The following is a 26,756-nucleotide window of genomic DNA, read 5'->3' on the forward strand; positions in this document are numbered from 1 at the left end:
TCTTGAATATCTGTGTGTCCATCTGAAAAAAGGAACAGATATGAAGCAGTGCTTTGCGATTATAACTTATGGTGCTGTTGCTTCTACCAATAAATTTATCTTTAAGTTAAATCTTTAGTTTTTAAGGTTTTTAAATATTTATTAATACTAAAAATTATTACAAATGAAAACAGAAAAAGAGTTATTAGAGAAATTTCAAGTCGAAGAACTTGAAAAAAGATACGAGTTCAGAGATTGGACGAATGAATTTGCTGAAATTAGGCTTCCTGTTTAGTAAAATGAATTATTCTGAAGGAATAAGTCGCAGTTAACATTGATTAATAAAGGAGAATGTTTTGTTCTCCTTTATTTTTACTCTCTATAAATTTATAATAGTGATAAAATTTAAAACTTACATTGAGCAGCTTGATATTTCAGATATTTTTAAAAGCCAAATTTTAGATTATAAATTCATAAATAATAATCCTCTTTATTATCAAAACTATCCCTCACTTTTTGCGGATGCTTTTACTGTAGATCAATCGCAACTCGATTTACTTGATATTGCAGGTTATTTATATTATCAGGCAACGATACTTACAGATTGTTTAATTGATGAAAAGAAAGTAGAAGTTTTTTCTTTAATGTCTGTTTGTCAGGAAGAAAGCGTGAAGATATTAATACATATTTTTGGGATAGATCATGTTTTTTGGAAATTATGGAATTCCAGAAAAATGGAATATTTCGAAGCCGTTTATCTGGAAAAAGAATTATTTAAGAAAGAAGTTGTAGCCATAGAGGAATATGAAGCTCTGTCAGATAAAAAGTCTGCGTTTGGAAAAGTTGCTATAGATTGTTTGTATAGTCTTGACGATTATAGCGGAAGTTTATGTCGGGACTTACATCTTTCACATAAATATTTTTCTGTTGCATTTCAATTAAGTGATGACGTAAAAGATTTGAAAGAAGATTTGGTAAATGGGCAGTTTAACTGGGCGATACATCTTCTTAAAAAAGAAAGGATTTCTGAAAGTGATCCTATCCTGTTAGAAAAGTACTTATATATAAGAGGAATTGCAAAGCAAATTTTTCAATTGGGAATTGAATATTGTGAGAAAGCATTAAAGGCAGTTAAAGACATAGATGTACCAAAATGGAAAGATATGGTGACAGATACAAAAAAGACATTTGCTAAAGCAATTTTTGAATTTGACAATTATTTGGAAATCTTAAATACTGAAATGAGCTTGTCAAATAAAATTGTACTTATAAACACTATCGATCAGTGTATTACAAATGGGGTCGAATTTATAAAAACAAATCAAAAACAAAATGGCGCTTGGCATGATTATATCAATCAGGGAGGTATCAGTACTGTTTGGTCTACAGCTTTTATCTTGTCTAAATTGTCGGAAGATACAGCTTTAAAGTTAATTTTTGAGTACGAGATATCAAGAGCGTTGTTCTTTTTGGATGGAAATTCTGTAAATGGATTATGGGATTATAACACTAATTGGACTGAGGATGCCGATTCTACAAATTTTGTTTTTTTATCTTATTTATTTAATGAAAAACCCATACCTGTAGAACTTTTAAAAAAATGGGAACAGCTATTCCAAAAAGAAGAGGGCGGATTTTCTACATATTCCGTACATACAAATATACTTGATGTACTTAACTTGAGTGAGGTAACAGCTATTGAAGGATGGTTGTCAACCCATAATTGTGTTAGCGCAGTAAGTTTTTATTTTTTGGCAAATCAAAATCAAAGAGGAGATGCTTTTAGAAAAGTAAAATTGTATTTTGACAGAAAAATCAATGAAAACTTAAGTTCATATTGGTGGACAAGTGATATTTACACATATTACTACTTAGCCAAAGTTTATCATTTGTTAAACGATAACGATAAATGGACTTTTATTCGCAATAAAATAAAAGCAAAACAAAATGAAAATGGAAGCTTTTCTGATAAATACGGAGAAAATTTATTTTATACCGGCTTAGCCTTAGAGATTTTATTGTTAGGAGTAGGGGATAATGCTGCAAGTCCGGAGATAAAAAAAACAATTGAATATCTTCTTAAAAATCAATATGAAGATGGTTCCTGGAAAGGATCCGATTCGTTGCAGTTACCGTATACAAATGATATAATTCCTGCAGATAAACATTTTCCGGTAGGAAATATAGGAATGAATGTTCGTGCAAATGAATTTGGCAGATTATTCACTACATCGACAATTTTAAAATCATTATCAAAATATGCACACAGATAGAATCCCTGTTCTTTCTAAGGATATTATCATCAATGGGTTCAATAAAAATGATTTTTTTATTCATCAGGTTGTTTATGATCACAGAATAAAAATTTCGGGTCAGTTTTATAATTTTATAAAATTAATTGATAATAAGAAAAAATTGCATGTTATAGTTTCAGAATACAATGTGAAATATAATACTTCAATTACGATTGATTTTGCATATGATTTTTTATATAATAAATTGGCAAAATTTGGAATTATTGAAAGTGATATTGCAGTTGTACAACAAAATCCGAAACCTAATTATTTAAAATTAAGTTTTGTTTTACTTAATGAAAAAGGGGTTTCTGTATTTACTGATTCTTTGCAAATGTTTTTCCAGCGAGAAGTTTTAAATACTATTATAGGTATATTTTTTTTAGCGGTAGGGGTCTGTTTTTATTTATTTGACAGCCAAATATTTCATGTCGGTATTTCTAAATCAGAGTGGTTTCTCTATTTTGTATTGAGTTTTATTGGGGTTATTTTTCATGAGTTGGGACATGCTTCTGCTGCACATTATTATGGTGCGAAACATGGCGGTATAGGTGCTGGCTTCTACTTGTTTATGCCGGTGTTTTTTTCTGACGTTACGGATATTTGGAAATTATCAGTAAGACAAAGAATTGTCGTAAATATAGCCGGAATATATTTTGAACTTATATATGCTGTTTTTTTATTCCTAATTGGTTTATTGACGAATTATGAGCATCTGGTCACTTTTTTCTTTATTTTCTCAATTTCATCATTTCGTAATTTAAATCCCTTTGCAAGAAGTGATGGATATTGGATTTTATCCGATACGATGGAAATACCGAATTTAATGGCTCAGGCACTATTAAAAATAAAACAGTTTCTTAGGTTTAAAAATAATAATTGGGGAATAAAAGATTATTTTCTACTAGTTTACGGGTTACTTAATTATACCCTGATACTGTTTTTCTTTTATTTTTTGGTTGTAGAAAATCCGGATTCAATTTTATATTTTCCCTATAATGTAGTGAAATTTATTCAGAATTTGTTTGCTGACAGTGGCACTTTTTCAATTACAGATTTTGCTAAATTATTGATGCCAATGTTCTTTTTTTACTTAGTAATCGGTTTAGTAAAAAAAATAGTCACTATGTTGTTTTTCAAAATTAAAGAGAGACTCCATACTTCTGTGAAAGATTAAGAAGGGGGGAGAAAGGTTCAAAGTGGCAAAGGTTCAAAGGTTCAAAGGGTTGGTGTCGTTTGATTTGGAATAATTTAAATTGAAAAATATAAAAGGGATGAAATTTTAAACTTCATCCCTTTTTTGTGTCTTAACTTAAAGTGTAAAACCTCTGAATTTTTGCTACTTTGAGCCTCTGCACCTTTATTTAATCGGTTTATCAACCACAGGTCTGTGCTCTCTATTCGCTAAATCCCAGGCAACAACAAATGCCAGTTGTGTTCTTTTGGTCAAAGCATCGTATTCGATTTTTTCAGGTTCATCGCCTTTGCCGTGGTAATCTTCGTGAACTCCATTAAAGAAGAATACGGAAGGAACACCATATTTAGCAAAGTTATAGTGGTCAGAACGCTCGTAAAAATGATTTGGATCTTTTGGGTCGTTAAATTTAAAATCCAAGTCTACCTTTGTGTATTTTTCGTTTTGACTTACCACCGCATTGTGCAAATCTGTCGATAAACGATCGGCTCCAATTACGTAAACATAATTGTTGGATTGTGCGTGTTCTATATCACGACGACCAATCATATCAATATTGATGTCAGCAACTGTATTGGCAAGTGGGAATAACGGATTTTCAGAATAGTAGCGTGAACCGTGTAAACCGTGTTCTTCCCCTGTAACATGCAGGAATAAAATAGAACGTTTTGGTCCGTGTCCTTCTTTTTTCGCTTTTGCAAAGGCTTTTGCAATCTCGATAAGGGCAACAGTTCCCGATCCGTCGTCATCGGCACCGTTGTAAACATCTCCGTTTTTGATTCCAACGTGGTCATAATGCGCTGAGATTACTAATACTTCGTCCGGTTTTTCTGAGCCCTCAATGTAAGCCCAGATATTTTCAGAATCAGGTAAGTTTTCGTTGCGTCTCGCATTTAAGAATGCTGCCGGAACGGGTTGGTAGAAATCACTTGCTCCTTTAGGAAACGAAACTCCGATTTTTTTGTATTGTTCAATCATGTAAAGACCGGCTTTTTTCTGTCCTTTTGAACCCGTCTCACGGCCTTCCATTTCATCGGAGGCTACCGTATACAACATCGTTTTTAAATCTTTTTCGGTGATAACCTTGATGTACTTCGTTGGATCTGAATTGTCTTTAGAGGCAACAGAATGCGCATTTTTACAAGAAAATGCTGAAGCAATTAATAATAAGAGAACAATTTTTTTCATTTTTGGTTTAGTGTAAATTGATAAATATGTAAAAAACATAGAATAGAAGTAAAAATAGAATAAAAATAAAGTTTATGATAGATAAGAATACACTTTTAACAAATGAGACGATTCTGGATTCTCCATAAAAACGATGGTGTGCCGGAAAGAAATAATAAAACATCCAAACAGTACCAATAAAACTTGTAATATCTGATACGTAACTTAGCGGACTATCTGACCCCAGCAAACCAATTGACCTTTCTATAATAAATAAAATCAGAAAGATCAGCAGGAGAAAAGAAAAGTAATGTAAAGTAAAGATGCCGTGATCAAAATAGTACCATTTCTTTTTGTTGTGAAAAAGCCATAAGAAAAAGGCAAAGAACGGCATGATGATGAACAGAATTTTGGGAATGTTGTGAAAAAACGATTCTATAAACTTGTCAATAATCTCTTTTTTGGTATAGTGGCTCGTAGTGGCATACACTTTTTCGTAAGCCCAGTACTCAAAATCAGTAAGTTTTTCTCCCTCTTTTCCATATTTTTGAATGGAGTCCATTTCCTTGACAGGCCTTAAGTTGAAATACTTGCTGGAAATTTTCATTTTTTCCAGTTTATCTTTTTGATTTGTTTTGGCCATTTCGGCGGAAATCACTTCTTCACTTTTATTGATTCCTTCGCTGACTTTGCTTGGAAATAAGGCAATTAAAAGAAAAGTAATAAAACTGATAAAAATATATAAACGAACAGGAGCAAGATAGGACAGTCTTTTTCCTGAAAGATATTCTTTGGTTAAGGTTGCAGGTTTAAAGAGCAAGTTGCGGATTGTTTTCCAAAAAGCGTTTTCATAATGCGTTAAATCTTCAAAAAAATGAATGAATAGGTGGTGAAATGTTTTTCGGGTATCACTGTTCTCCTGCCCGCAATTAGGACAAAATTTTTGTTCTACAACGTGTCTGCAATTTAGGCAGGTTTTGTCTTTTCTAATGGTGTTTTTTGACATTGGTTATTTTGAATGATTTGGTTTTGTTGGTATTGAAATTAGTGTTTAGTATGTTTCAGGTTTCAAGTTTCAAGTTTTACTTTTAACATTTCACATTTCACATTTCACTTCTCACAATACCTGTTATTTATTATTTTTTTAAAACGTCATCAAGAAAAAGTTGCAAGTGTGCGAAAGCTCTTTTTGTAGCGATCGGATTGTAAGCTGCTCCTTTTGAATTGTCATTTCCGGCTTCAGGATTTGTAAATGCATGAACCGCATTTGCATAGTAAATCATTTGCCAATCAGCTTTAGCATCGCGCATTTCTTGTTGGAAAGTGGCTATTTCTTCAGCAGATACATACGGGTCATCTCCACCGTGGCAAATTAAAACTTTAGCTGTGGTTGGTTCAGTAGGCCTTGCAGGATCTTTGCTTAAACCTCCGTGAAAAGAAGCAACCCCTTTAACGTTCAGATGTCCGCGGACTATTTCAAGAACCCCGCTTCCTCCAAAACAATAGCCAATTGCAACAATATTATCGGCCTTTGCACCGGATTTTACTAATTCTTGTAGAGCCAGATTGATTCTTTTTTGATATTCCGCATAGTTGGTTTTGTAATGCCCTGCTATTTTCGAGGCTTCAGTAGTGTTTTTTGGATAATTTCCTTCGCCGTAAATATCCGCTATAAAAACATGATATCCTAATTTGGATAAATTTTCTGCAATTCCTTTTGAAGCAGTATCAATTCCGAGCCATGCGGGCAAAAGCAAAATTCCGGGATTGTTTGGACTTTTTTTAGCCGATTTTATAAATAGACCATTTAGTGTCTGATTGTTGTCAGCATATTTTACAGGTTTTAACTGAGCGATTATGCTGCTGGAAAATAGGATAGTAGCAAAAAGCAGGAAGGTGTGGTTTTTCATGAATTTACAATTTTTAACAAATATCAGAAATATTATGTTACAAAATTACCTCGGAAGATATTTCCTCCAAGGTTTGTTTTTAAGTTGCTACTTTAAAGATTTGAGTTGTGAGTTGTGAGTTGTGAGTTGTGAGTTGTGAGATGTGAGATGTGAGTTGTAAAATGTGAGATGTAAAAAGTGAGGGTGAGAAATTATCCGTTCTTTTGTAGAAACCAAATCTTAAAGAATAATTACTATACTTCAACAACAACTATAAATTCTATTATCTTCTATGTTTATCATGTAGCATTAAACAGCAAAACAAAACGCAACAAATTTCAGACTCACATCTCACAACTCACATCTCACAACCCACATTTTACATTCCATTATTAGCAACTAGAGTTAGGTTTAAAAAAAAATAATTAGTGAAAATTCGTGTAATTTGTGACTAACTATTTTTGCCATCTATTTCACGAATTTCCAAGAATTATTTTTAAGCCTTTAGCGGCTAAGAATTATTCCCCCGGGTGATAAGTTCGTTCTGCATTTTTTAAGACATCTTCTTTGTAGAAAGAAACCTCTTTAAATTTTCCTTTCTGATACATTTCTGACTGATCGGAAAAATGTTTTGAAGTTTCGTCGCCGCTATTGCCTCCGGCTAACAATGATTTTGCTTTTATTTTTGGGCCAAATTCTACAGCACAAACAAAACTGTTCCCATTATAGCCGTATCGTTTTTTGGAATTGTTTTGATAACTGCTTTTGAAAGCCGGCAAGCTTCCCCAGGTAGAAGGCCCGAATGCAATCGGTAAACTTGGTTTTGTATCATCGTATTTTAAATCAATGGCTCCGCTGGTACGCTGAAAACGGTTGATTTCGCCCCATGTAACTTGCCAGGTTCCCCATTTGGTTTTTAGTTCCTGCAGAGTCGACAGCAATTGTGGAATCAGTTGCTTGACTGTAGCATTTTTAGCAAATTGTTTGGTGTTTTCTACCTGATCCATTTCGCCTTCGTCGATATAGGCTTTTTGGATAATTGGGTCCAGTTTGTATGCCCATTCAACTGCGAGGGCAGTGGCAACAGAATTTTCGGAAGCATAATAATCCCAATTTTTTAATAAAGTAATCGGCTCAATTAAATCGGAATATTCCGGATCAGTAGGTTTTATGTTTTTTTCAAATACCGTAATCAAACTGGGAAGAAGGATTTCAAAAGCAGATAATTTACTGTCATAACCATCGGAGATTACTTTATCCAGCGTGTATTTTTCGCCTTTGCTAAAAATTCGAACCGCATTGATGCCTCTAAAATTTTCACCATCGGGGGCCATATAAGGCAAATAGTTTTCTTTTTTCGGACTGTTTTCGGCTGCTGCAGTGTAAGGTGTTGAATTACAGTTTTGAATCCAACCGTTTGAAGGGTTGTACAAATGAACCGTTTCGTTAACGTCATGTAAACCTTTCCATTGTGTAGCTGATGATGAGCCGTCTATCACTTTAGACCAGTTAAGTGCTTTGTCTCTAACCGGAACAAAATTGCCGTGCCAATAGGCAATATTTCCTTTGTTATCAGCATAAACTGTGTTGTTGGATGTATTGGCTTTTAAATTCATTGCCTTTTTGTAATCCTCAAAATTCTTGGATTTTGTTCTTACCCAACTTTGAATGAGACTGTTCATGGAGCGGTTCATTGATTTTAAACTAATCCATTTTCCATCACGTTTGGCCATGATCGGACCGTTATTAGTAAAATAGGTTTTGAATTTTTTAGCAATTAATTTCCCTTTTTCAGTGTAGTTTATTGTGATTTCTTTTTCAATTACCGGCAGTAGCTTATTATCAAATTCATAAAAAAGTTTTCCGTTTTTATTGGTGATTTTTTCTGCGTACATATCTGCTACATCTACATTAGATGAGGTGTGCATCCAACCGCAATTTTCGTTGAAACCCTGGTAAACAAAAAATTGTCCCCAGGTTACTGCACCATACACATTGAGCCCCTCTTCACTAGTGACCTGAACTTCGGGTCTGAAATAGAAGGTAGTATGCGGATTGATATACAAAATTGAATTTCCGTCAGCCGTTTTAGAAGGGGCAAAAGCAAAACCATTTGAACCGGTTTGTACATTTTTCTCTCTTTCAACATAAGCTACTTTGTCATTGTTTCCGGAATAAAAAGCTTTAAGCTCTGCAGTTGAGAGATCAGCAGTGCTGATGGCTCCAATACTGCCATCTGTCCATAAAAGCGGATACCAGGGCTCAAAATGCGTTAAAAGGGCAGGTTTAACCTCAGGGTGTTTGTGCAAATAAAAATTGATGGCGTCGGCATAACTATTCAGCAATTTTTTAAGCCAAAGTGGTGCCTTTTTATAATCTGATTTTGCGTCTTCAGCATCAATTAAAAGGCGAATTTCTAAATCATTGTATAAAACAGATTGCCCTTTAATTTCAGAAAGACGACCCAGTTTTTCAATATAATTCATTTCGATTCTTTTAAAATCGTCCTCACATTGTGCATAAAGTAAACCAAAAACGGCATCGGCATCTGTTTTTCCATAAATATGGGGAATTCCCCAATTGTCTCTGATAATGGTTACCTGTTGTGCCAGTTTTTCAAGACGATTGGCTTCTTTTGTATTGATTTTTTGTGCCAAAGCAGTAAAGGTTGTACAAGAAACCAAAACGATAAGTTTTATTTTATTAAGAGGCTGCAACATAATTATTTGATGTTAAATTTTTGTCCTGCGGTATAAATTCCCATTTGTAAATTCTCAATCGAAATGAGATTGTTTTTTTTGGATTTTATAATTCCTTTTGGATTTTTAATTACGATTACTTCGCTGTCTCCGGCAACTTCAATTTGGTTGTTTCTCACAATGATTGCGGTTGCCTCGTCGATTCCGATTCCGGTTAAAGCCGGAAATTCAACCATTGCCGAAAGCAATCTGTTGTAACGGTTTCTTTTTAGGAAATGTTGGTCAATAATGGCTGTTTTCAATAAACCCAAACCTGTTGTGGTTTCTAAATTGTCGTGTCGGATATTGTCAAAAGTGCCCGAGTATTCCTTTTCCAGTTTTTGATTCCCGGTAATCATTTTTTCAGACATCACGGCCGCTCCGGCGCTAGTTCCTGAAATGGTGCTTCCGTTTTCGTAGGCTTTTTGTATAGCTGTTTTTATTGGAGTGTTGTGTACCACTTTCATAAAACGCGTCTGATCACCACCGCTGATGAAAATTAACTTTGCTTTTTGAACCGAATCTGCCAGGGCTTTATTTTGTGCTGTTTCTGAATTGAAATTCAGCATCACAATCGGATTTTTGGTGAGTTTTACCATTTGATCTTTAAAAAACAGAAACGAGCTGTCCGGTTCTTCGCTTGACATAGGTAAAACTACAATATAGTCTTTTGATTTTAGATCAGCGACTTGTAATACTTGTTTCATCAAAGCATCAGAACGGTCACCACCGCCAATTATAAATAATTTTCCTTTTGCAGTTTGAGCTTGCATAGAAGTGCAAAAAAAGCTGAGAAGGGTTATGAATACAATACACGCAAACGAATAGAGTGAAGAAAGTGGTTTTTTCATAGCGGTTATTTTTGATGGTTATTTGGTTGTTGAATGTGTTTCTATGAATTTTAAAATGCTGGTATTAACGATAGAAAGAACGTCTTTTTCTTTGTTTAAATCCACGCTTTCGGCTCGATCCCTTGGACTATGATAATCCTTATGAAATCCGCTGAAAAAAGTCATTATCGGAATTCCTTTTGCTGTAAAAGAAGCATAATCGCTCCCAGTATGTCCGTTGGTTTCCCAAAGATCGAGCTCAAACGGATTTGGAAGATTTTGATTACACGCAGTAGCAATTTTTCTTAGATTCTCGTCTTCTTTTTGGGTACCGATACTTAAAATTCGTTGCTTTTGATCCTCGGGAGCGCTTCTTGAAATCATATCCATATTTACGCAAAGAAGTATTTTCTGTTTGCTTAAATCAAAATGATCAACAAAGTATTCGCTTCCTAAAAGTCCCATTTCTTCGGCAGTCCACGAAGCAAAAACCATGTTGTAGGGTGGTTGTATTTTTGATTCTGACCAGTTTTTAGCCAGAGCCAGCATGCCGGAAGCTCCTGAAGCATTATCGTCTGCGCCATTGTAAATAGAGTCGTTTTTGATGCCTAAATGATCGTAATGTGCGCCAATTATGATAGTTTTTGAAGTGTCTTTTCCCGGAATCATTCCGATAACATTTCGAACCGGAAGCGTTTCGGACTTTAATTCAATTGAAAAATGGCATTTTTTATTTGGTAATAAAGAAGAACTGGTTTCTAATTTCTGTGCTGCTTTTTTTTCTGTTTCGGATAATCGAATAGAGGTTCCTGCTAAAAAAAATTGGGTTGCGGAGGCTGATAATCTAAAAATTGGAACAGAAAGCGATGTTGGCTTTTCTAAGGAATGGAAAATAGCATCATCGGTTGAATTGGGTTTGAAATCTCCATCGGCATCCAGGAAAAGTATGGCAGTAGCACCTTGCTGTATGGCATTTTGGATTTTTGTTTCCTCTAAATTGTTTTCTTCGGGAAATCTTTTTTTGAATTTTTTGTAACCAATAGAAGTAGTGTCTTTATAACCCGGATATCCTTTCAGAATTAAAACTACTTTGTCTTTTACTGTAATTTTTTTATAGTCGTCATAGTTTTCTTTTGGAAGACTTAAGCCATAACCGGCAAATACAATTGAAGTTTCCTTTTTTAAAGATTCGTTAACCGGTGTTACCTGGTATTCGGTTTTTGGAGAAAGTACAATGGTAGTAGTAGTTCCGTTGTTTATTGTTAAAGAAACAGCTTCAACGGTATGTCTCCTGATTTTGAAATCCTGAAAAAAAGTTTTGTTTTTGGTTTGCGATTGATTGTTGTAGGACGTTAACTGGTATAACTCCATCATGGATGCAATGTAATCTGCGGCTTTAAATCCTCCCTTACTTGTGGCTTCACGGCCTTCCATCCAGTCGGACGCTAAAAAAGAGAGTGTTCCCGAAAAATCATTTTTCACAGGATTGGGAACAGGGGTTTGCGAAAACAAAATTGATTTACAGAAGATTAAAACAACTAAAGAAAATTTTTGTAAACGCATACCTTTTTATTTTTTAAGTATTACAAGCTAACATTTCGTTTAAAAGCACAGCCTAATTCTACCATAGAATCTGTTTTGGCAATTCCGGGAATATTATCGACTTTCTCGTATAATATTTTACGCATATGTTCGTGGTTTTTTGCTGTAATCTTGAGGTATAGGGTATAGGAGCCGGTAACGAAATAACATTCTGTAATTTCGGGAATTTCTTTTAAGGCTTCAATAATTCTTTCGGAATCGGAATCCTTGTTTAATGTGATTCCGGTAAAAGAGGCCCAATCGTAACCAATAAGCTTCTCGTTTAGTATGGGTTTGATACCCGTAATAATTCCCTGTTCAAATAAACGATTAATGCGTTGGTGCACCATGGTATTTGAAATTTTGAGATTAGTAGCGATTGTGGAATAGGCGATTCTTCCGTCTTTTTCTAATTCCTTTATAATTTTTACATCAAATTCATCTAAAATATCCATGGAACTTTTTTTGCGTTTAGTTTTTGTAAAGATAAAAATAAGTCTAATTTACCTGAGGAAATACTAAATTATAAAATGACTTAATTATGTGTTAAAATAAGTTATTTTTGTTTTGTGAAACCTATTATTGAGTTAAAAATAACTATTTGTTCGAAATAAATCAATAAATTTTATATTTTTGCTTTAACATAAAGAAAGTATCATGGGACATAAACTAGAATTACTTTCATCAAAATCTGAGGTTTTGATTGAAAAAGAGAATAAATACGGAGCACATAATTACCACCCGCTTCCGGTTGTTTTAGAAAAAGGAGAAGGTGTATATGTGTGGGATGTAGACGGTAAAAAGTACTATGACTTTTTATCAGCTTATTCGGCCGTAAATCAGGGGCACTGTCACCCGAAAATTGTGGGAGCAATGGTAAAACAGGCGCAAACGCTTACCTTGACCTCTCGTGCTTTTTACAATGATCAATTAGGAAACTATGAAGAATATGTGACCAATTATTTTGGTTTTGATAAAGTATTGCCAATGAATACAGGGGCAGAAGCGGTAGAAACTGCTCTTAAACTGTGTAGAAAATGGGCCTACGAAGTAAAAGGAATTCATGAAAATCTGGCACAGATTATTGTGTGTGAGAATAATTTTCACGGAAGAACAACAACCATTATTTCTTTTTCGAATGACGAAGGTGCCCGTAAAAACTTTGGACCTTTTACAGACGGATTTATAAAAATTGAATACGATAATTTGGCGGCTCTTGAAAAAGCGCTTGAATCCTCTAAAAATATAGCCGGATTTTTGGTAGAACCTATTCAGGGTGAAGCCGGAGTATATGTTCCTTCTGAAGGATATCTGGCGAAAGCAAAAGCGCTTTGCGAAAAACATAATGTGCTGTTTATTGCTGATGAGGTTCAGACAGGGATTGCCCGTACCGGTAAACTGTTAGCGGTGCATCATGAAAATGTACAACCTGATATCTTAATTTTAGGAAAAGCTATTTCAGGAGGTGTTTATCCGGTTTCTGCGGTTTTGGCTAATAACGAAATCATGAACGTAATCAGACCGGGACAACACGGATCTACTTTTGGAGGAAATCCTGTTGCTGCTGCTGTTGCAATTGCTGCTCTTGAAGTGGTTAAAGAGGAGAAACTGGCAGAAAACGCCGAACATTTAGGTATCCTTTTGAGAAAAGGATTAAACGAAATTGCAGAACGCAACGATTTAATCACCTTGGTTCGCGGAAAAGGATTGTTGAATGCAATCGTAATTAATTGCGGAGAAGATTCTGATTTGGCTTGGGAAATCTGTCTGAAATTCAGAGACAACGGATTATTGGCAAAACCAACTCACGGTAACAAAATCAGATTAGCACCACCATTGGTGATGACCGAAGCTCAGATTCAGGAATGTCTTGAGATTATCGAGAAATCTTTGGACGCATTTAAAAATTAAAAATTAGAGATTAATTATTAGTTCATATATAAAAACCATTTGCTGCGGCAAATGGTTTTTTTGTTAAAACTGCCGTTTGTGTATGTTCAAGACTTGTTTTTTTATCAAGATAATAGGGCTATTGTCTATCTGGTGGAAAAATCTAAGTTTTCACGTTTAGAAAACTCAATCGCAAGAATAAGAATTTGATTTATGTTTTCGAGAATCAGGTAATGTATATGATAGGGGAATTGTCTAATAGTATGCATTCTGATTTCCTTATAGTTTATATCGTCTCCATAAGGATTTTGAGTAATATAATTTTTGCCTTCAACTATGCGAGCAATAAAGTCTTTAGCTAGTTTGGATGAGATATTTTTGTAATAATTAATTGCTTTTTTTAAATCGTCTTTGGCAGCAGGGATATAAACGGTCCTAAATTTCATCGCCCAATTCCTTTAATAATTGGTCAAAATCAGAAACATCATTTGGATTTTTGCGGTATTGTTCTAATCTTTCTTCTAATATTTTTTGAGTACTTTCAGGAAGCTCAAAAGTATCATTTTGTAAGGGTAGAATAATTACTTCAACTCTATTCGCTGTAAAATCATTAGGTAGGGTTACTTGAAAAGAGTGATCTTTTACTTCTATAAATTGTCTGATAGCATCCATAAGTATCGTGTTAGACAGAAAAAAACAGTTTGATTTTTTGCGAGATCGTCTTCCAAAAGGTCAAACGGTTTGCAGAGTTGTATAATTAGTTCTGCAAGTGTTTAACTGCTATTAAGTTAACGGGTTAATTTTATACAAAAATAGGTAAATTAAGATTACAAAAGAAATCAATGCTTGATTGAATAAAAGAGAAGTAATGTGTGCATTTTCGATAATGTTAAAATTTCCTATAAGTTACCAGTTCATAAAAAAACCATTCGTTATTCAACGAATGGTTTTTTAGTTTAAAAGACCGATTAAGATTACTGACCGTAACCGGGATTCTGAGTAATTAATTTATTAGCATCCATTTCTGATATTGGAATAGGAAACACCAATTCATTTGCGTCGAAAGTTAATGGTTTTGGATCCCCATTATCGTCTTGAGCAAGAATTGTTTGTTTCGTTCTTTTGATATCATGAATCAAAAATCCTTCCATTGCCAGCTCAAATTCACGCTCTAGCAAAATGTCATCCAAAGTTACAGCAGTCAGATTTTCGGCATTGGCTCTTGTTCGGATTATGTTGATATCGTCAAGAGGTGTGTTTCCGATGGCAGTTCCGGTACGAAAATTGGCTTCGGCTCTTATGAGATACATTTCTGCCAGACGAATAATTCCAACATTAGCAAATTGATCGGTATATTTAGAGGTTAGGATTCGGCCATTTGCGTCATTTTCATAATTAAAATGCGCTCGGTCATCATTTGGGTCCGTAAATTTTTCTAAATAAGCATCTCGGATAGAAAAATCACCACCACGACCTCCTTTGTCTTCAGAAGCATAAAAAGTAACAGCATCATTTACACCGGTCTGTTTTGTAATCTGAATAGCAAATACATCTTCTTTCTGATCTGTATCGTGATTAAAAGCATCGGCATATTTATTCGATAAACCATGACCGCTATTTTCGATGACATCATGTGCAGCATCTCTTGCCGCGGCATAGTTGCCTTGTTGCAAATATACTCTCGCTAATAGTGCTTTTGCTGCATATTTATCGGCATAGAAACCATTTTCTTCGGGAAGATTAGCATAAGCCAGATTTAGACCGTCAATGATCACTTTGTATACTTCATCAACAGTGCTTCTTTGTTTGGAAAGATCAACATTGAAATTATAAATTGCATTTGGACGTATAACCACTCCTAGTTGTGAATTGGCTGCACCGCTTACATAAGGTTTTGCAAATAAACGAACCAGATCAAAATAGGCCAGAGATCTCAAAAAGTTAGCTTCACCAATCATTACAGCTCGTCGATCCGGATCTTTGACTTTGTCGATGTTTTCAATAACCGTATTAGAGGCATTTATAATTTGATAAAAGCGACCATATGTACCTTCAATAATAACATTGTTGGCCAACATCAATTTGTCATACATTTGTCTGAGTTCTCCAAAACTTCCTCTCCATCTAAAATCAGTTGTAGCGGTAACACCGGTAACGCCAAGCAAATCGGCATAAAGTAAAATTCTTCCACCATAGGCATTTCCGTTTGCGGCTAATGCATAGGTTCCGGTAAGAACATTTGTGACACCGGCTTCTGTTCCCAATGTAATAGTGGCATCTTCTCTTTGTCTCGGTTCAATATCCAGTTCGTTTTCGCAACTTGCAAAAAACAAGGCAAAAAGCATAAATATGATAAGTTTATTTGATTTCATCTTTTTTAATTTTAAAAATTAATATTTACTCCTAAAGCCATTGTTCTTGCCGGTGGTGCTGAATAAAAATCTTCTCCGACACCAGAGTCGTCTCTTCTTGCTTCCGGATCAAATCCTTTGTAATTTGTGAACGTAAGTAAATTTACAGCAGTAAAATACAATCTCAAACTGCTCAGTCCCGTATCTTTTATAGCCTGCTTAGGTAAGGTATAGCCCAATGTCAGGTTTCTTAAACGCACGAAATCTGATTTGTCTAAATAACGAGTTGATTCCTGGGTTCCGTTTTGTCCTCCAAATCGGGCTTGCGGTACATCAGTAATATCTCCGGGTTTTTGCCAACGATTTAACTGATCCGCCGTTTGATTGTCAAAATAATCAGCAGCAGTTGATTGGAAAGTACCTGCAGAATTGTAAATACTGGCTCCCCATTCTCCCTGAAAGGTAAAGGTAAAATCAAAACCTTTGTAAATAATGGTATTGGTCATTCCTGACATTAAAGTTGGGAATGGATTGCCTACAATTACTCTCCTGGCTTCAGAATAGTTACTTGTTAGATCTTTATTAAGAGTACCATCAGGATTTACAGTGTTTTTGAAAAAGAGAGCGTCTCCATTTTCTGAATTCACACCGGCATATTCAACCAAATAAAAAGAGGAGATATTAGCACCGGTTCTGTTAATTGTATAACTGGAAACAATGTCAGCATTATTATTCGGTAATGATTGTACTTTTGATTTGTTGGTGGTCAGGTTAAAACTGGTGTTCCATTTGAAATTTTCATTTTCAATGTTTTTAGTATTCAGCGTAAACTCAAAACCATTGCTTCTGATTTCTCCAATATTTCTATTTACAAAGGTGGCACCGGAACTTCTTGGCACCGGAACTTCAAATAGTAAACCATCCGTGTCTTTTTGATAATAATCAACTTCCAAAGAAATTCTGTCTAAAAAGCCTACTTCAAAACCAAAATCAATTTGTGTAGATTTTTCCCAGGTTAAATTATCATTACCGGCCTGATCAAAAGTTAAACCTGATTTTAGATTGTACGGGTTTGGTCGATACAACTGACGTGAGGCAAAATTACCAAGTTCGGCATTTCCTAATTTTCCCCAGCTTCCTTTTAATTTTAAATAGGTTAGGACAGAATTGTCTTTGAGGAAACTTTCCTGAGAAACGATCCAACCCGCAGATAAAGCAGGGAAATAACCAAAACGGTTGTTTTTTCCAAATCGGGAAGAACCATCACGACGTATACTGGCTTTAAAAAGATATTTGTTATTAAAAGTATAATTAAGCCTTCCGAATTGTGAAACAAAAACATAATCTGTTTCGCTGCCATGGCCTTCATTTACTTCTGCACCACCATCAACAGTATTAAAATCATCATTTGGAAAATAAATACTGTTTACATCCTGATACCTTCTGTGGTATTTGTTAAATTCCATACCGATTACGGCATTAAAACTGTGTTTCTCTGCAAAAGTTTTGTCAAAGGTAAAGTAGTTACTCGAAATGTAATTTTCGGAGTTTACCGAAGAGGCAAAAACAGCCCCGTCAGTTGCCATAAAGGGAGCATCTTTTCCTTGCCAGTAATCTTCTGTTTGTGAAAGAAGATCATAAGAAAAATCGGAATTGAATTTTAAAGAAGGTATGAATTTATATTCTCCAAAAACTTTTCCCGTTAGTCTTCGCATGATAGTTTTCCAGAAGGTGTTGTCTTTAGCCAAAAGGTAATTGGAATATTCGGTATTCGGATTGGCGCTACCGTCTGCTAATCGCGCAGGTGAAATCGGTGATTGTGCTACCGATTGCAATGGACTTGAAAAGGAATTATCGTCCTGAACTCTGTTGATTAAAGATCTTGAAAAACTTAGGTTCATACCTAGTGTAAAATTGTCAAAAACTTTATGGGACAGATTTACTCTGGCGGTTAGTCTTTCCAGATCATTGCTGTCTATAATACCTGTTGTATTGTTATAAGCCCCCGAAGCGAAGTATTTTGTTTTTGAATCTCCGCCCGAAAGTGAAAAATCGGCATCGGTGGTATAACCTGTCTGAAGGGCAATGTCTTGCCAGTCTGTGTTTACTTCCCCATTTCTCCAGTCGGTTCCTTGAGATAAATAGTCTAATTCTTCTTCTACAGATTCCAGATCATTTACATTTCGACCTGCTTCCTGTATTAATTCTACATATTGTTTAGCATTTAGCCATTTCTTTTTGTGTGTAGGTTCGCTTACTCCTTGTGAAAGATTTATACTAAAAGTTCCTTTTCCTTCTTTCCCTTTTTTGGTTGTAATAATTACGACTCCATTGGCACCACGAGCCCCATAGATAGCGGCAGACGAGGCATCTTTTAAAACGTCTATAGATTCAATTTCATTCGTACTTAATGTAAGTAATGGGTTGGTTGGTGCACCATTGCTTGATTCATCATCGGTAATCAACGGAATGCCATCTAATACATACAGAGGCTGTGTTCCTGCACTAATACTGGCTGCTCCACGAACTCTGATGTTGATTCCTCCATCGACTTTACCATTGGTTTGCGTAATTTGCACACCGGCTAATTTACCCACCAATGCATTTTGTACGTTGGCCACCGGCACTTGTTGAATGTCTTTTGCTGTTACGCGGGCAATATTGTCAGTTAGATTTCTTTTAGATTGTGTTCCGTATCCTACAACTAAAACAGCTTCAAGTTCATTTGATGCGTCCTTAAGTGTTATTTTCATTGATTTTGATGCCGGTATTTCTAACTTTTCCATTCCGACATAAGAAATGACTAAAGTTTGTCCTTCTCTCGCATTAATGATAAATTCCCCGTCAAAGTTGGTTTGGGTAACAGTATTGGTTCCTTTTAAGACCACGTTTGCTCCGGGTATTGGTAATCCTGCTTTGTCAAGAACCAGACCGGTTATCTTGATTTCCTGAGCGATTGCTATTTGTACAAAGAGTAAAAATAGCAGCATCGCAAACCTTGTAAAATTTTGATCAATTTTCATTTTTCATTTCTTTTTAAGATTAATTATCTCAAATGTCTTAAAAAAATGTTAATTAATAGCAATTGTAATATGTTAAAAATCACAAATATTTATATTTTTGTTTGATTTTTAACATTTGAATCAAAATAAAAGGCGTTTGATAAATTAAAACCGACTTTTTTAATTATAATGAAATAGAAAATAGGGTATAAGGATATCTGGTTCTTTAATTTAAAAAAGGTGATTGTGGTAAAACAACCACCTTTTGTTCATAATTGTTTAAAATATCAAAAAAAAACAATTATTTCTTTAGCGCTGCCCCTCCGGGCATCAACTCTGTTTTTAGTTTGAATTTGCTGTATTCTACAACTCCTGTCTGATCTGCCCATTTAAAATAAGCCTCAGAAAGTTGGTTTACGATTCCGGCATTTTGTGAGGCAACATTTGTAGTTTCTCCTCTGTCGGTTTCTATGTTGTAAAGTTCCCATTCGTAAGACGGATAGGTAGAAACCAGTTTCCATTTACCGTCTCTTACGGCTCTGTTTCCTGCTCTTTCCCAGAACAATGGTGTGCCTCTATCGACCTGCGAAACATCATTAAATAAAACAGGTAACAAACTGCTTCCAACCAAAGGATTTGTTGTCACACCATTATATGTCTTGGGATATTCAATGCCGGCCAGTTCGTAAAAAGTAGGAGCCAGGTCAATAATGTGCCCGGTTCCTTTATCGATTCTTCCTGCTTTGATTTTTGAGGGATACCAGGCAATAAAAGGAGAACTGAAACCGCCTTCGTGCATATTGTTTTTATATTGTTGTAATGGCGTGTTGGATAAATAAGCCCAGTTTTGTTCCTGATAATCAAAAGAGCCCGAAGTTCCAATCGGACCGTCATTTCTCACTAAACCTCTCCCCAATGGGTTGTAGGTATTGAAACCACCCTGTGCTCCATTATCAGAAATGAAAATAATCAATGTGTTTTTGTCTTTTTTAAGCGCTTTAATTTTCTCTAAAACTTTACCAACATTCTGATCCATATTATCGACCATAGCAGCGTATACTTCCATTTTTGCTTTCCAGAATTGTTTTTCGTCGTAGGTCAATTTGTTCCATTCCGGAATTTCGGGATCTCTGGGCGCTACTGTCTGATCTGTGGGTAAAATACCATTTTCTTTTAGTTTTTGAATTCTTCGATCTCTTAGAACATCCCAGCCTTCATCAAATTTTCCTCTGTATTTGGCAATATCAACGGGTTTTGCCTGCAAAGGCCAATGCGGAGCGGTAAAAGCCAGATACAAAAAGAAGGGTTTGTTTTCTTTGTTTTGTTCGTCTAAGAAGGTAACCGCATTATTTCCGATCTCATCTGTAAAATAGTAGGAGTCGTCTTTCGGATGTAGTTCCTCATTATTTCGAAGTAGTTTTACCGGATAAGGTTTTTTCCCAAAAGGCAGCGGTTTGGTGTCAAAGTAGCTGGCAGCGCCTTTTAAGATACCGTAAAATTTGTCAAATCCTCTTTGATTAGGCCATTGTGCCTGATCTTCGGAACCTACGTGCCATTTTCCTGATAGTAGGGTGCTGTAACCTCCCGAACGAAAAACCTCTCCCAAAGTAAGCGACTCTTTGTTTAAGTAACCCTGATAGGCAGGTAATCCTAAATTTACATCAAAAAAACCGATACCTGCTTTGTGTTGGTATTGTCCGGTTAATAAGGATGCCCGGGTTGGAGCACAAATGGAGTTGTTGTAAAATTCACGCAGTCTCGTTCCTTCTTTTGCCAGTTTGTCAAGGTTTGGTGTTTTTATTTCAGAACCGTAATTCCCTAAGTCAGAATACCCCATATCATCGACCATGATCAGGACAATGTTGGGTTTTGAAGAAGCAGTTTTACTTTGAGCCTGAACTAAAACTATCGATAAAAGAAGCAATGGTACTACTAATGCTGTTTTTTTCATTCTGTTTTTGTTTAAAATTTTAATCTAATTTACTTATTGAAAAGTAAAAATGCAATCAAGAGTGTAATGATAATATTGAATAATTGTGCAATCAAAAAAGCGTACAAAGGTTTTTTACTGCTGTGGTTTAGTAGATCTTTAAAGTTGGTTTCCAGACCAATACTGGTGAAAGCCAAAGCAAACCAAAGTCCCTGAAGATTTTTTAAACTGTCCTTTACCTCATTTCGAATTTCCGGTGCAACAAAGAAGGAAAAAAAGAGGGAAGCGAAGACAAAACCAATTACGAATTTTGGGAAACGTTGCCAGATTACGCTTAAAGTAGGTTTTGTTATTTCTGCGTCTAAAGTGCTGGCATCGTTATACGTCCAGTAAATAGAAATAGCAAAAGCAGCCAGTCCCAATAATACATTTTGTGAGAATTTCACAATGGTACTGATTTTTAAAGCAGTTTCGCCAACAAGCGTTCCCGAAGCCGCAACTGCTCCAGAGGTATCAATACTTCCGCCTAACCAGGCTCCGGTTACTTCCTCCGGAAAATCGAAATATCTAGCGATAAGAGGCATAAGAATCATCATTGGAACGGCGGTTACCAACACAATCGAAATAACATACGACAGTTTTTTAGAATCTCCCTTTATTGCACCGGAAGTGGCAATGGCAGCTGAAACGCCACAAATAGAAACGGCACTTGAAATCATCAGGGCGAGTTCATCATCTATTTTAAATTTTTTACAAAGCCAAAAGGCAAAATACCAAACCGATAAGACTACTACTAAAGCCTGAAATAACCCTAATGAACCAGCTTTAAGAATATCAGAAAAGATAACGGTGGTACCTAATAAAACCAATCCGATTTTCACAAAAACTTCTGTAGAAAGAGCAGCGCGAAACCAATCCGGAAGTTTGAAGAAATTACCAATCGCCAAGCCGATAATCAAACTGAAAATCACAGCTTCTAAATTATAGTTTTTTACAACCGTATTTCCGGCAATAAGCAAGGCAATAACAGTCAGTAGATACACCACAGGAAAAACAACTACAAAACTTTTGACTGATTTTCCAACCAAAAAAGTGCCTATGATACCTATTGAAATGAAATATAGAAACTGTACTACAAGTATCTGAACATTTCTGAATTCAAAAACATCGTTTTGTAAATCGGTAAAAGTTGACCATTTGAAAACAGGTACTAAAGGAAGAAAGATAAAAAGAGAGAGCCCGATTATTATAAAGCCTAATATGACTACCGCCCAGTCTTCGTGAATTGTAAATTGTTTTGTTTCTATTGACATGTTATTATTTTTGTTTATCTCGCTTTTGTGTTTAATTTTTTTACCACAGATTAAAAGATTAGAATGATTTAATTCAAGATGGTAATTGTGAAATGTGAAATGTGAAATGTGAAATGTAAAATGTAAAATGTGAAAAGTAAATGGTTTTGTTTAATTAATATATGGCTTTGTACAAACATATATTTGCTACATATCACCGAAACGGTAACAATTCATCTAAATCCCATTGCCTTGTCTAAAGACAAGAAAAATCAGTTAAATAAAGCACAAGCCTTTTTAGTATAGCATCTCACATCTCACATTTTACAACTTTAGTTATTCAATAATTCACAAAGTAATTAGTGAAAATTCGTGTAATTCGTGGCAAAAAAAAATAATAGTTCTAATTGAAATTTGGTTAATTTAAATTGCTTGCTAAAGCTACATCAACTTCGTTTTTTAAATCGGCAGCACCTTCTTTTTTGAGGATGATTTTTCCGTTTTTGTATAAGATTAGTGTAGGGAAAACTTTTATTGTTTTTAAATCGGCAATTACCTGAGGACTGTCTTCGAGTTCAATTTCTACAATTTTTAAATTTTCGCCGTATTGGGCTTTTATGGTTTCGAGCGTGGGCTTTACTTTTTTGCAAGCACCACAATATTTTGAGCCGATATCGACTAAAACGGTAGCATTGTCAGCGATGACTTTCTGGTATTCAGCTAGGGATAATTTACTTTTTGAATTGGTATAAAAAGGTTTTCCCGCACCAATCCAACTGGCAATTCCGCCTTCTAAACTGTAGGCTTCCGTAAAGCCATTTTTTAATAATTCATCAGCCAGAAAAACACTTCTTCCGGCTCCGATAGAATAAATAAATACCGGTTTTGATTTATCTAATGCGGCCACAGATTTGGCGTAATTTTGAGATTGAAGGTTAAAATTAACAGCCCCTTCAATATGGTTCAAAGCAAATTCTTCAGGGCCTCGTGCATCAATTAACTGTGGATTTTTTTGACTCTTAATTTTGCTGTAAAACAAATCCAATGGTATCGTATTTGGACTCTTGCCTTGCGAAAATCCTACAATTGTAAAAAGCAGGATCAGGCTTGAGATATGGTTTATAAATGGGTTCTTTTTCATATTTTCTGTTTTTAAGATTCAACGTGCTCATAATAAGCAGGGCTCGCAGGTGCAGGAACATTAGAAGGAATATTAACATTTATGTTGTTGTTTACTCTTTGTGTTAGTTGAGTAGCAAAAACACCTTCAGCCAAAGCACTTCCTTCTTTTTTGGATTTGAATATCGGCCAAAGAAATTGGGCATACCATTCTTCTTGTTTGTAGGATTTCATTCCGTAAGATTTTGGAAATTTGCGGGTGATTAAACCCGTTCCGAAGATTACATCCCAAAGGAAAAACATATTACCAAAGTTGCCTTTGAAATGACCAACACCATCGCCGCTGGTATCCGCATGATGCGCGTGATGCGTTGCAGGAGTCGAAATTAAACGTTCTAAAACCCAGGCAATCGGATGCAGTATTCTGTATTTGTAAAAAGGTTTGTCCCAAGCGATGCTGGAGTGCGCTCCCAAAGTGATAAAACTTTTTATAACCGTAACAAACAAAGCCGGTAATCCTAAACCCAAATAGGTTAAGGTCGCAGTCAGATAAATTTGAGAAAATAAAACAGTATAGATAAAATTCTGTCTCGATGCCATTGCCATTCCCATATAAGGTGCTGAATGGTGTGTTCTGTGAAAACGCCATAAAAAAGGTACCTGATGGTGTAAGCGATGGTACCAGTATTGCGTTAAATCATCGGCTACGGCAATCAGAAAAAATCCACCCCAAAATGGAACCCAGGAAAGTGTATTGGCCAAATTTGGAATTAAAAAAGGCAAAGCAGTTAAACTGAAAAAGGCAATGACAGGTGGTAAAAGCAATTTTGGAGCGAGGAAACAAACGATGTCTATTTTGCGTTCTTCTCCTGTCCATTGATCGTCATACAGACCAGCAGCGAATTCTATAACGCCCAGAATAAGCATGAATACAATTAAACCCCAACTACGGATGTTGGTAAATGCGGGTTTTGCGAATTCCAGAAACGAAGGCAATGTAAGGTGTGACTCTGCAATTATGCCATTGTTTAGTTTGAAATACAGGTATATAGCCAATACCGGTAAGCTGTATATAAAAAGACTTATCCCAAAGTCTCTTGCTAAGTTTTTTTGTGGATTGTGAAGAACTCCCATGATTTTTTATTTTAAAAGTTGATTTACTAAGGCCAAACCTCCTGCTAATATGACCAGTGGTACTAGAAAAACGATTGCTCCCACGAGAATCTTTTTTCCAATAATTTCATAGTCTACTCTTTTCATATTGATTTATTTTTAGATGATTCAAAAAGATTCAGGTCTTTTAGGTTTTTCAAAAAGACCTGAATTTTAATGCGTTAGATGCAATTGTTTTTTAACACATAGAAACATAGATTTGAAAATCGAAAAAAGGCGTTTCACTTATTTAAAACCTCATAGTTTGACTATGTGATAGAAATGAGTTTCTTTTTTATGCTCTTTATTCATAAGTAAAGTCTATGTTTCTATGTGTTAAGTATAATTTTTGGCCCGAGTGAAGTGAATTGCCGAAGTAATTGCGCGCAACGGGTTGAATTTTAGTTGTAATAAATTAATGTGATCCTCCTCCGGGTTGTGTTGCTTTTTTAATAAGCTCCTGAAGATTTTTGTCTTTATCCGGTCCTGAATTATGGATTCTTCTGCTGAAAACATCCTGCCAGTCAATAAGAGGATAGACGTTGTTTTCTTTTGCCTGCTCGTCAAACAGTTTTTTAAGCTCGGCCAATTTTTCAGGGTATTTTTTAGCCAGGTTAACGCGCTCGTTAAAATCTTCGTTTAAGTTGTACAATTCCCAAACATCGGTATCAAAATTGCTTTTTACTGGAGCTTCATTTTTACCTAAACTATTTTTTAAAGCAAAGGAATCCGGAAGATGGGCAGCGGCAGCTTTCCAACCGTCTTTGTAAATGGCTCTGTTTCCAAAAATATAATAGTACTGTACTTTGTGTAAGGATTCTGCTTTTGGATCACTTAAAGAAGCATATAAAGAAGAACCCTGTATTTTATCCTGCTTGATTTCTTTAATGTATTCCGGAGCTTTAACTCCAATAATGTCTAAAGTAGTCGGAAGTATATCGGTCACATGGCTGTATTGGTTTCTGATTCCTCCTTTGTCTTTAATTCCATTCGGATAAAAAATAATCAACGGATTGCGGGTTCCTCCTTCAGAATGCGCATCTTGCTTCCAGTTTTTAAAAGGTACGTTGGTTGCCTGTGCCCAGCCTAACGGATAGTTGGTATTCAGACCTTTTGCGGTACCGATTTCTCCAATATGATCTAAGTTGGCCTGTAGATTTTTTTCGTCAGAAACACCCTGAGCAAAAAGATTTTGGTTGATCGTTCCTTGTAGAGTCCCTTCTTTACTGGCTCCGTTATCCCCAATTGAAACAATAATTAATGTGTTGTCCAATTGGTTTGTTTCTTTCAGATGTTTTACGACTCTTCCGATTTCGTGATCTGTATACGTAAGATATCCGGCATAAACTTCCATAAATCGGGCGTAGACTTTCTTTTCGCTTGGACTTAGTTTTTTCCAATCTGTAATAAGCGGATTGCGTTCCGGTAATACAGCATTGGCAGGAACAACTCCTAATTTCTTTTGATTGGCAAGTACTTTTTCGCGATAAGCGTCCCAGCCTTCATCAAATTTGCCTTTGTATTGATCGCTCCATGATTCTGCAACCTGATGAGGTGCATGAACGGCTCCCGGTGCATAATACAAAAAGAACGGTTTTCCGGGAGCTGCTTTTTGTTGTTTGGTAATATAGCTGATCGCTTTGTCGGTGATTTGGTCTGTTAAATGTCTTCCGTCGGGAGTTACGTGTGCCTGATCTTCTACCAAATCCGGTTTGTACTGATCGGTTTGTGAACCTAAGAAACCAAAAAAGTGATCAAAGCCTTTTCCGGTTGGCCATCTGTCAAACGGACCTGCATCTGTTGCTTCTTCGTCGGGAGTGATCCCGTATTTACCAACGGCAAAAGTATTGTATCCGTTGGCACGTAAAATTTCGGCAACGGTTCCTTTATCAGCAGGGATTTTTCCGTCCCAACCAGGGAAACCGGCAGACAAAACAGTGTGTGAAAAACCGCTTACATGTACTTTTCCTGAATTTCTTCCGGTTAATAAAGCAGCACGTGTTGGAGCACAAATTGCCGTGGTATGAAAGTTCGTGTATCGCAGACCGTTGTTGGCGAGATTATCAAAAGTAGGTGTTTGTATTAAACCTCCAAAAGCACTTGCAGCACCAAATCCAACATCATCAAGGAGGATCCATACTACGTTTGGTGCGCCTTTTGGAGCCGTTACGGGCTCGGGCCAATACTCTTTAGAGTCGGCTAAAGTTTTGCCGATCACTCCTTTAAATTCGTTATCCGGATTTAATTGTGCAAATCCGAATTGTGCAGCTAGTAAAGCCGTAATCAAAAGTCCTTTTTGTGGACTTTTGATGGTACTGTTGTGTTTCATTTTTTTCATTGGTGTAGT

General features: G+C 35.7%; 19 protein-coding genes. 3 read left to right on the forward strand and 16 right to left on the reverse strand.

Going from position 1 to position 26,756, the window contains the following annotated elements; translation table 11 throughout:
- Nucleotides 1-374 precede the first annotated feature (374 nt).
- Both G3A47_RS14735 and G3A47_RS14740 read left to right on the forward strand, forming a co-directional pair.
- Nucleotides 375-2,252, forward strand: a complete 1,878-nt coding sequence (locus tag G3A47_RS14735) for a prenyltransferase/squalene oxidase repeat-containing protein (protein WP_166923629.1) — start codon at nt 375-377, stop codon at nt 2,250-2,252.
- Nucleotides 2,253-2,421: 169 nt separating this feature from the next.
- Nucleotides 2,422-3,450, forward strand: coding sequence for a site-2 protease family protein (locus G3A47_RS14740; RefSeq protein ID WP_208328372.1), 1,029 nt, complete (start codon nt 2,422-2,424; stop codon nt 3,448-3,450).
- A gap of 183 nt (nt 3,451-3,633) precedes the next feature.
- Here G3A47_RS14740 and G3A47_RS14745 read toward each other — a convergent pair whose 3' ends face one another.
- The 7 genes from G3A47_RS14745 to G3A47_RS14775 all read right to left on the reverse strand — a co-directional run bounded on the left by G3A47_RS14745 (nt 3,634) and on the right by G3A47_RS14775 (nt 12,128).
- Nucleotides 3,634-4,656: a M28 family peptidase gene (locus tag G3A47_RS14745; protein WP_166923633.1), complete on the reverse strand. Its 1,023-nt coding sequence runs from the start codon at nt 4,654-4,656 to the stop codon at nt 3,634-3,636.
- 7 nt (nt 4,657-4,663) lie between these two features.
- Nucleotides 4,664-5,641: a DUF3667 domain-containing protein gene (locus G3A47_RS14750; RefSeq protein ID WP_166923635.1), complete on the reverse strand. Its 978-nt coding sequence runs from the start codon at nt 5,639-5,641 to the stop codon at nt 4,664-4,666.
- 130 nt (nt 5,642-5,771) lie between these two features.
- Complete coding sequence (locus G3A47_RS14755) at nt 5,772-6,545, reverse strand: dienelactone hydrolase family protein (protein ID WP_166923637.1); 774 nt, start codon at nt 6,543-6,545, stop codon at nt 5,772-5,774.
- 497 nt (nt 6,546-7,042) lie between these two features.
- Nucleotides 7,043-9,244, reverse strand: a complete 2,202-nt coding sequence (locus tag G3A47_RS14760; RefSeq protein WP_166923638.1) for a penicillin acylase family protein — start codon at nt 9,242-9,244, stop codon at nt 7,043-7,045.
- Nucleotides 9,245-9,246: 2 nt separating this feature from the next.
- Nucleotides 9,247-10,113 carry a cyanophycinase gene (locus tag G3A47_RS14765; protein ID WP_166923640.1) on the reverse strand — a complete coding sequence of 289 codons (867 nt, stop codon included), beginning with the start codon at nt 10,111-10,113 and terminating at the stop codon, nt 9,247-9,249.
- Between the two features lie 18 nt (nt 10,114-10,131).
- Complete coding sequence (locus G3A47_RS14770) at nt 10,132-11,655, reverse strand: M20/M25/M40 family metallo-hydrolase (protein WP_166923642.1); 1,524 nt, start codon at nt 11,653-11,655, stop codon at nt 10,132-10,134.
- Nucleotides 11,656-11,675: 20 nt separating this feature from the next.
- The gene (locus G3A47_RS14775) at nt 11,676-12,128 is read right to left on the reverse strand and encodes an Lrp/AsnC family transcriptional regulator (RefSeq protein ID WP_166923644.1); all 453 of its coding nucleotides are present in this window, start codon (nt 12,126-12,128) and stop codon (nt 11,676-11,678) included.
- A 202-nt stretch (nt 12,129-12,330) separates the two neighbouring features.
- On the opposite strand from G3A47_RS14775, the gene rocD reads away from it, so the two are divergent.
- On the forward strand, nt 12,331-13,584 hold the full coding sequence (gene rocD, locus G3A47_RS14780) for an ornithine--oxo-acid transaminase (RefSeq protein ID WP_166923646.1): 1,254 nt from the start codon (nt 12,331-12,333) through the stop codon (nt 13,582-13,584).
- A gap of 125 nt (nt 13,585-13,709) precedes the next feature.
- Here rocD and G3A47_RS14785 read toward each other — a convergent pair whose 3' ends face one another.
- The 9 genes from G3A47_RS14785 to G3A47_RS14825 all read right to left on the reverse strand — a co-directional run bounded on the left by G3A47_RS14785 (nt 13,710) and on the right by G3A47_RS14825 (nt 26,747).
- Nucleotides 13,710-14,009 (reverse strand): type II toxin-antitoxin system RelE/ParE family toxin, encoded by a 300-nt coding sequence (locus G3A47_RS14785; protein WP_166923648.1) that lies wholly within the window; start codon nt 14,007-14,009, stop codon nt 13,710-13,712.
- Nucleotides 13,999-14,235 (reverse strand): hypothetical protein, encoded by a 237-nt coding sequence (locus tag G3A47_RS14790; RefSeq protein ID WP_166923650.1) that lies wholly within the window; start codon nt 14,233-14,235, stop codon nt 13,999-14,001. Before G3A47_RS14790 ends, G3A47_RS14785 begins: the two co-directional genes overlap by 11 nt.
- Nucleotides 14,236-14,537: 302 nt before the next feature.
- Entirely contained in the window at nt 14,538-15,935 is a 1,398-nt protein-coding gene (locus tag G3A47_RS14795; protein ID WP_166923652.1) for a RagB/SusD family nutrient uptake outer membrane protein, read from the reverse strand.
- An 11-nt stretch (nt 15,936-15,946) separates the two neighbouring features.
- Nucleotides 15,947-18,937: a SusC/RagA family TonB-linked outer membrane protein gene (locus G3A47_RS14800; RefSeq protein WP_166923654.1), complete on the reverse strand. Its 2,991-nt coding sequence runs from the start codon at nt 18,935-18,937 to the stop codon at nt 15,947-15,949.
- Nucleotides 18,938-19,217: 280 nt separating this feature from the next.
- The gene (locus G3A47_RS14805; protein WP_166923656.1) at nt 19,218-20,867 is read right to left on the reverse strand and encodes an arylsulfatase; all 1,650 of its coding nucleotides are present in this window, start codon (nt 20,865-20,867) and stop codon (nt 19,218-19,220) included.
- Between the two features lie 29 nt (nt 20,868-20,896).
- Entirely contained in the window at nt 20,897-22,159 is a 1,263-nt protein-coding gene (locus G3A47_RS14810; RefSeq protein WP_166923658.1) for a YeiH family protein, read from the reverse strand.
- Nucleotides 22,160-22,556: 397 nt separating this feature from the next.
- Nucleotides 22,557-23,279, reverse strand: a complete 723-nt coding sequence (locus tag G3A47_RS14815; protein WP_166923660.1) for a thioredoxin domain-containing protein — start codon at nt 23,277-23,279, stop codon at nt 22,557-22,559.
- Between the two features lie 11 nt (nt 23,280-23,290).
- Nucleotides 23,291-24,391 carry a sterol desaturase family protein gene (locus G3A47_RS14820; RefSeq protein ID WP_243860470.1) on the reverse strand — a complete coding sequence of 367 codons (1,101 nt, stop codon included), beginning with the start codon at nt 24,389-24,391 and terminating at the stop codon, nt 23,291-23,293.
- Between the two features lie 433 nt (nt 24,392-24,824).
- Nucleotides 24,825-26,747, reverse strand: coding sequence for an arylsulfatase (locus G3A47_RS14825; RefSeq protein WP_166923662.1), 1,923 nt, complete (start codon nt 26,745-26,747; stop codon nt 24,825-24,827).
- Nucleotides 26,748-26,756: the final 9 nt, after the last annotated feature.

The organism is Flavobacterium poyangense (assembly GCF_011751075.1).
Classification (GTDB): domain Bacteria; phylum Bacteroidota; class Bacteroidia; order Flavobacteriales; family Flavobacteriaceae; genus Flavobacterium; species Flavobacterium poyangense.

What these genes read in the sequence shown, in the direction of transcription:
- G3A47_RS14770 (WP_166923642.1), bottom strand. Translation starts at nt 11,655, where the DNA reads ATGCGTTTACAAAAATTTTCTTTAGTTGTTTTAATCTTCTGTAAATCA.
- G3A47_RS14755 (WP_166923637.1), bottom strand. Translation starts at nt 6,545, where the DNA reads ATGAAAAACCACACCTTCCTGCTTTTTGCTACTATCCTATTTTCCAGC.
- G3A47_RS14810 (WP_166923658.1), bottom strand. Translation starts at nt 22,159, where the DNA reads ATGTCAATAGAAACAAAACAATTTACAATTCACGAAGACTGGGCGGTA.
- G3A47_RS14820 (WP_243860470.1), bottom strand. Translation starts at nt 24,391, where the DNA reads ATGGGAGTTCTTCACAATCCACAAAAAAACTTAGCAAGAGACTTTGGG.
- G3A47_RS14795 (WP_166923652.1), bottom strand. Translation starts at nt 15,935, where the DNA reads ATGAAATCAAATAAACTTATCATATTTATGCTTTTTGCCTTGTTTTTT.
- G3A47_RS14800 (WP_166923654.1), bottom strand. Translation starts at nt 18,937, where the DNA reads ATGAAAATTGATCAAAATTTTACAAGGTTTGCGATGCTGCTATTTTTA.
- G3A47_RS14825 (WP_166923662.1), bottom strand. Translation starts at nt 26,747, where the DNA reads ATGAAAAAAATGAAACACAACAGTACCATCAAAAGTCCACAAAAAGGA.
- G3A47_RS14760 (WP_166923638.1), bottom strand. Translation starts at nt 9,244, where the DNA reads ATGTTGCAGCCTCTTAATAAAATAAAACTTATCGTTTTGGTTTCTTGT.
- rocD (WP_166923646.1), top strand. Translation starts at nt 12,331, where the DNA reads ATGGGACATAAACTAGAATTACTTTCATCAAAATCTGAGGTTTTGATT.
- G3A47_RS14815 (WP_166923660.1), bottom strand. Translation starts at nt 23,279, where the DNA reads ATGAAAAAGAACCCATTTATAAACCATATCTCAAGCCTGATCCTGCTT.
- G3A47_RS14775 (WP_166923644.1), bottom strand. Translation starts at nt 12,128, where the DNA reads ATGGATATTTTAGATGAATTTGATGTAAAAATTATAAAGGAATTAGAA.
- G3A47_RS14765 (WP_166923640.1), bottom strand. Translation starts at nt 10,113, where the DNA reads ATGAAAAAACCACTTTCTTCACTCTATTCGTTTGCGTGTATTGTATTC.
- G3A47_RS14750 (WP_166923635.1), bottom strand. Translation starts at nt 5,641, where the DNA reads ATGTCAAAAAACACCATTAGAAAAGACAAAACCTGCCTAAATTGCAGA.
- G3A47_RS14790 (WP_166923650.1), bottom strand. Translation starts at nt 14,235, where the DNA reads ATGGATGCTATCAGACAATTTATAGAAGTAAAAGATCACTCTTTTCAA.
- G3A47_RS14785 (WP_166923648.1), bottom strand. Translation starts at nt 14,009, where the DNA reads ATGAAATTTAGGACCGTTTATATCCCTGCTGCCAAAGACGATTTAAAA.
- G3A47_RS14745 (WP_166923633.1), bottom strand. Translation starts at nt 4,656, where the DNA reads ATGAAAAAAATTGTTCTCTTATTATTAATTGCTTCAGCATTTTCTTGT.
- G3A47_RS14805 (WP_166923656.1), bottom strand. Translation starts at nt 20,867, where the DNA reads ATGAAAAAAACAGCATTAGTAGTACCATTGCTTCTTTTATCGATAGTT.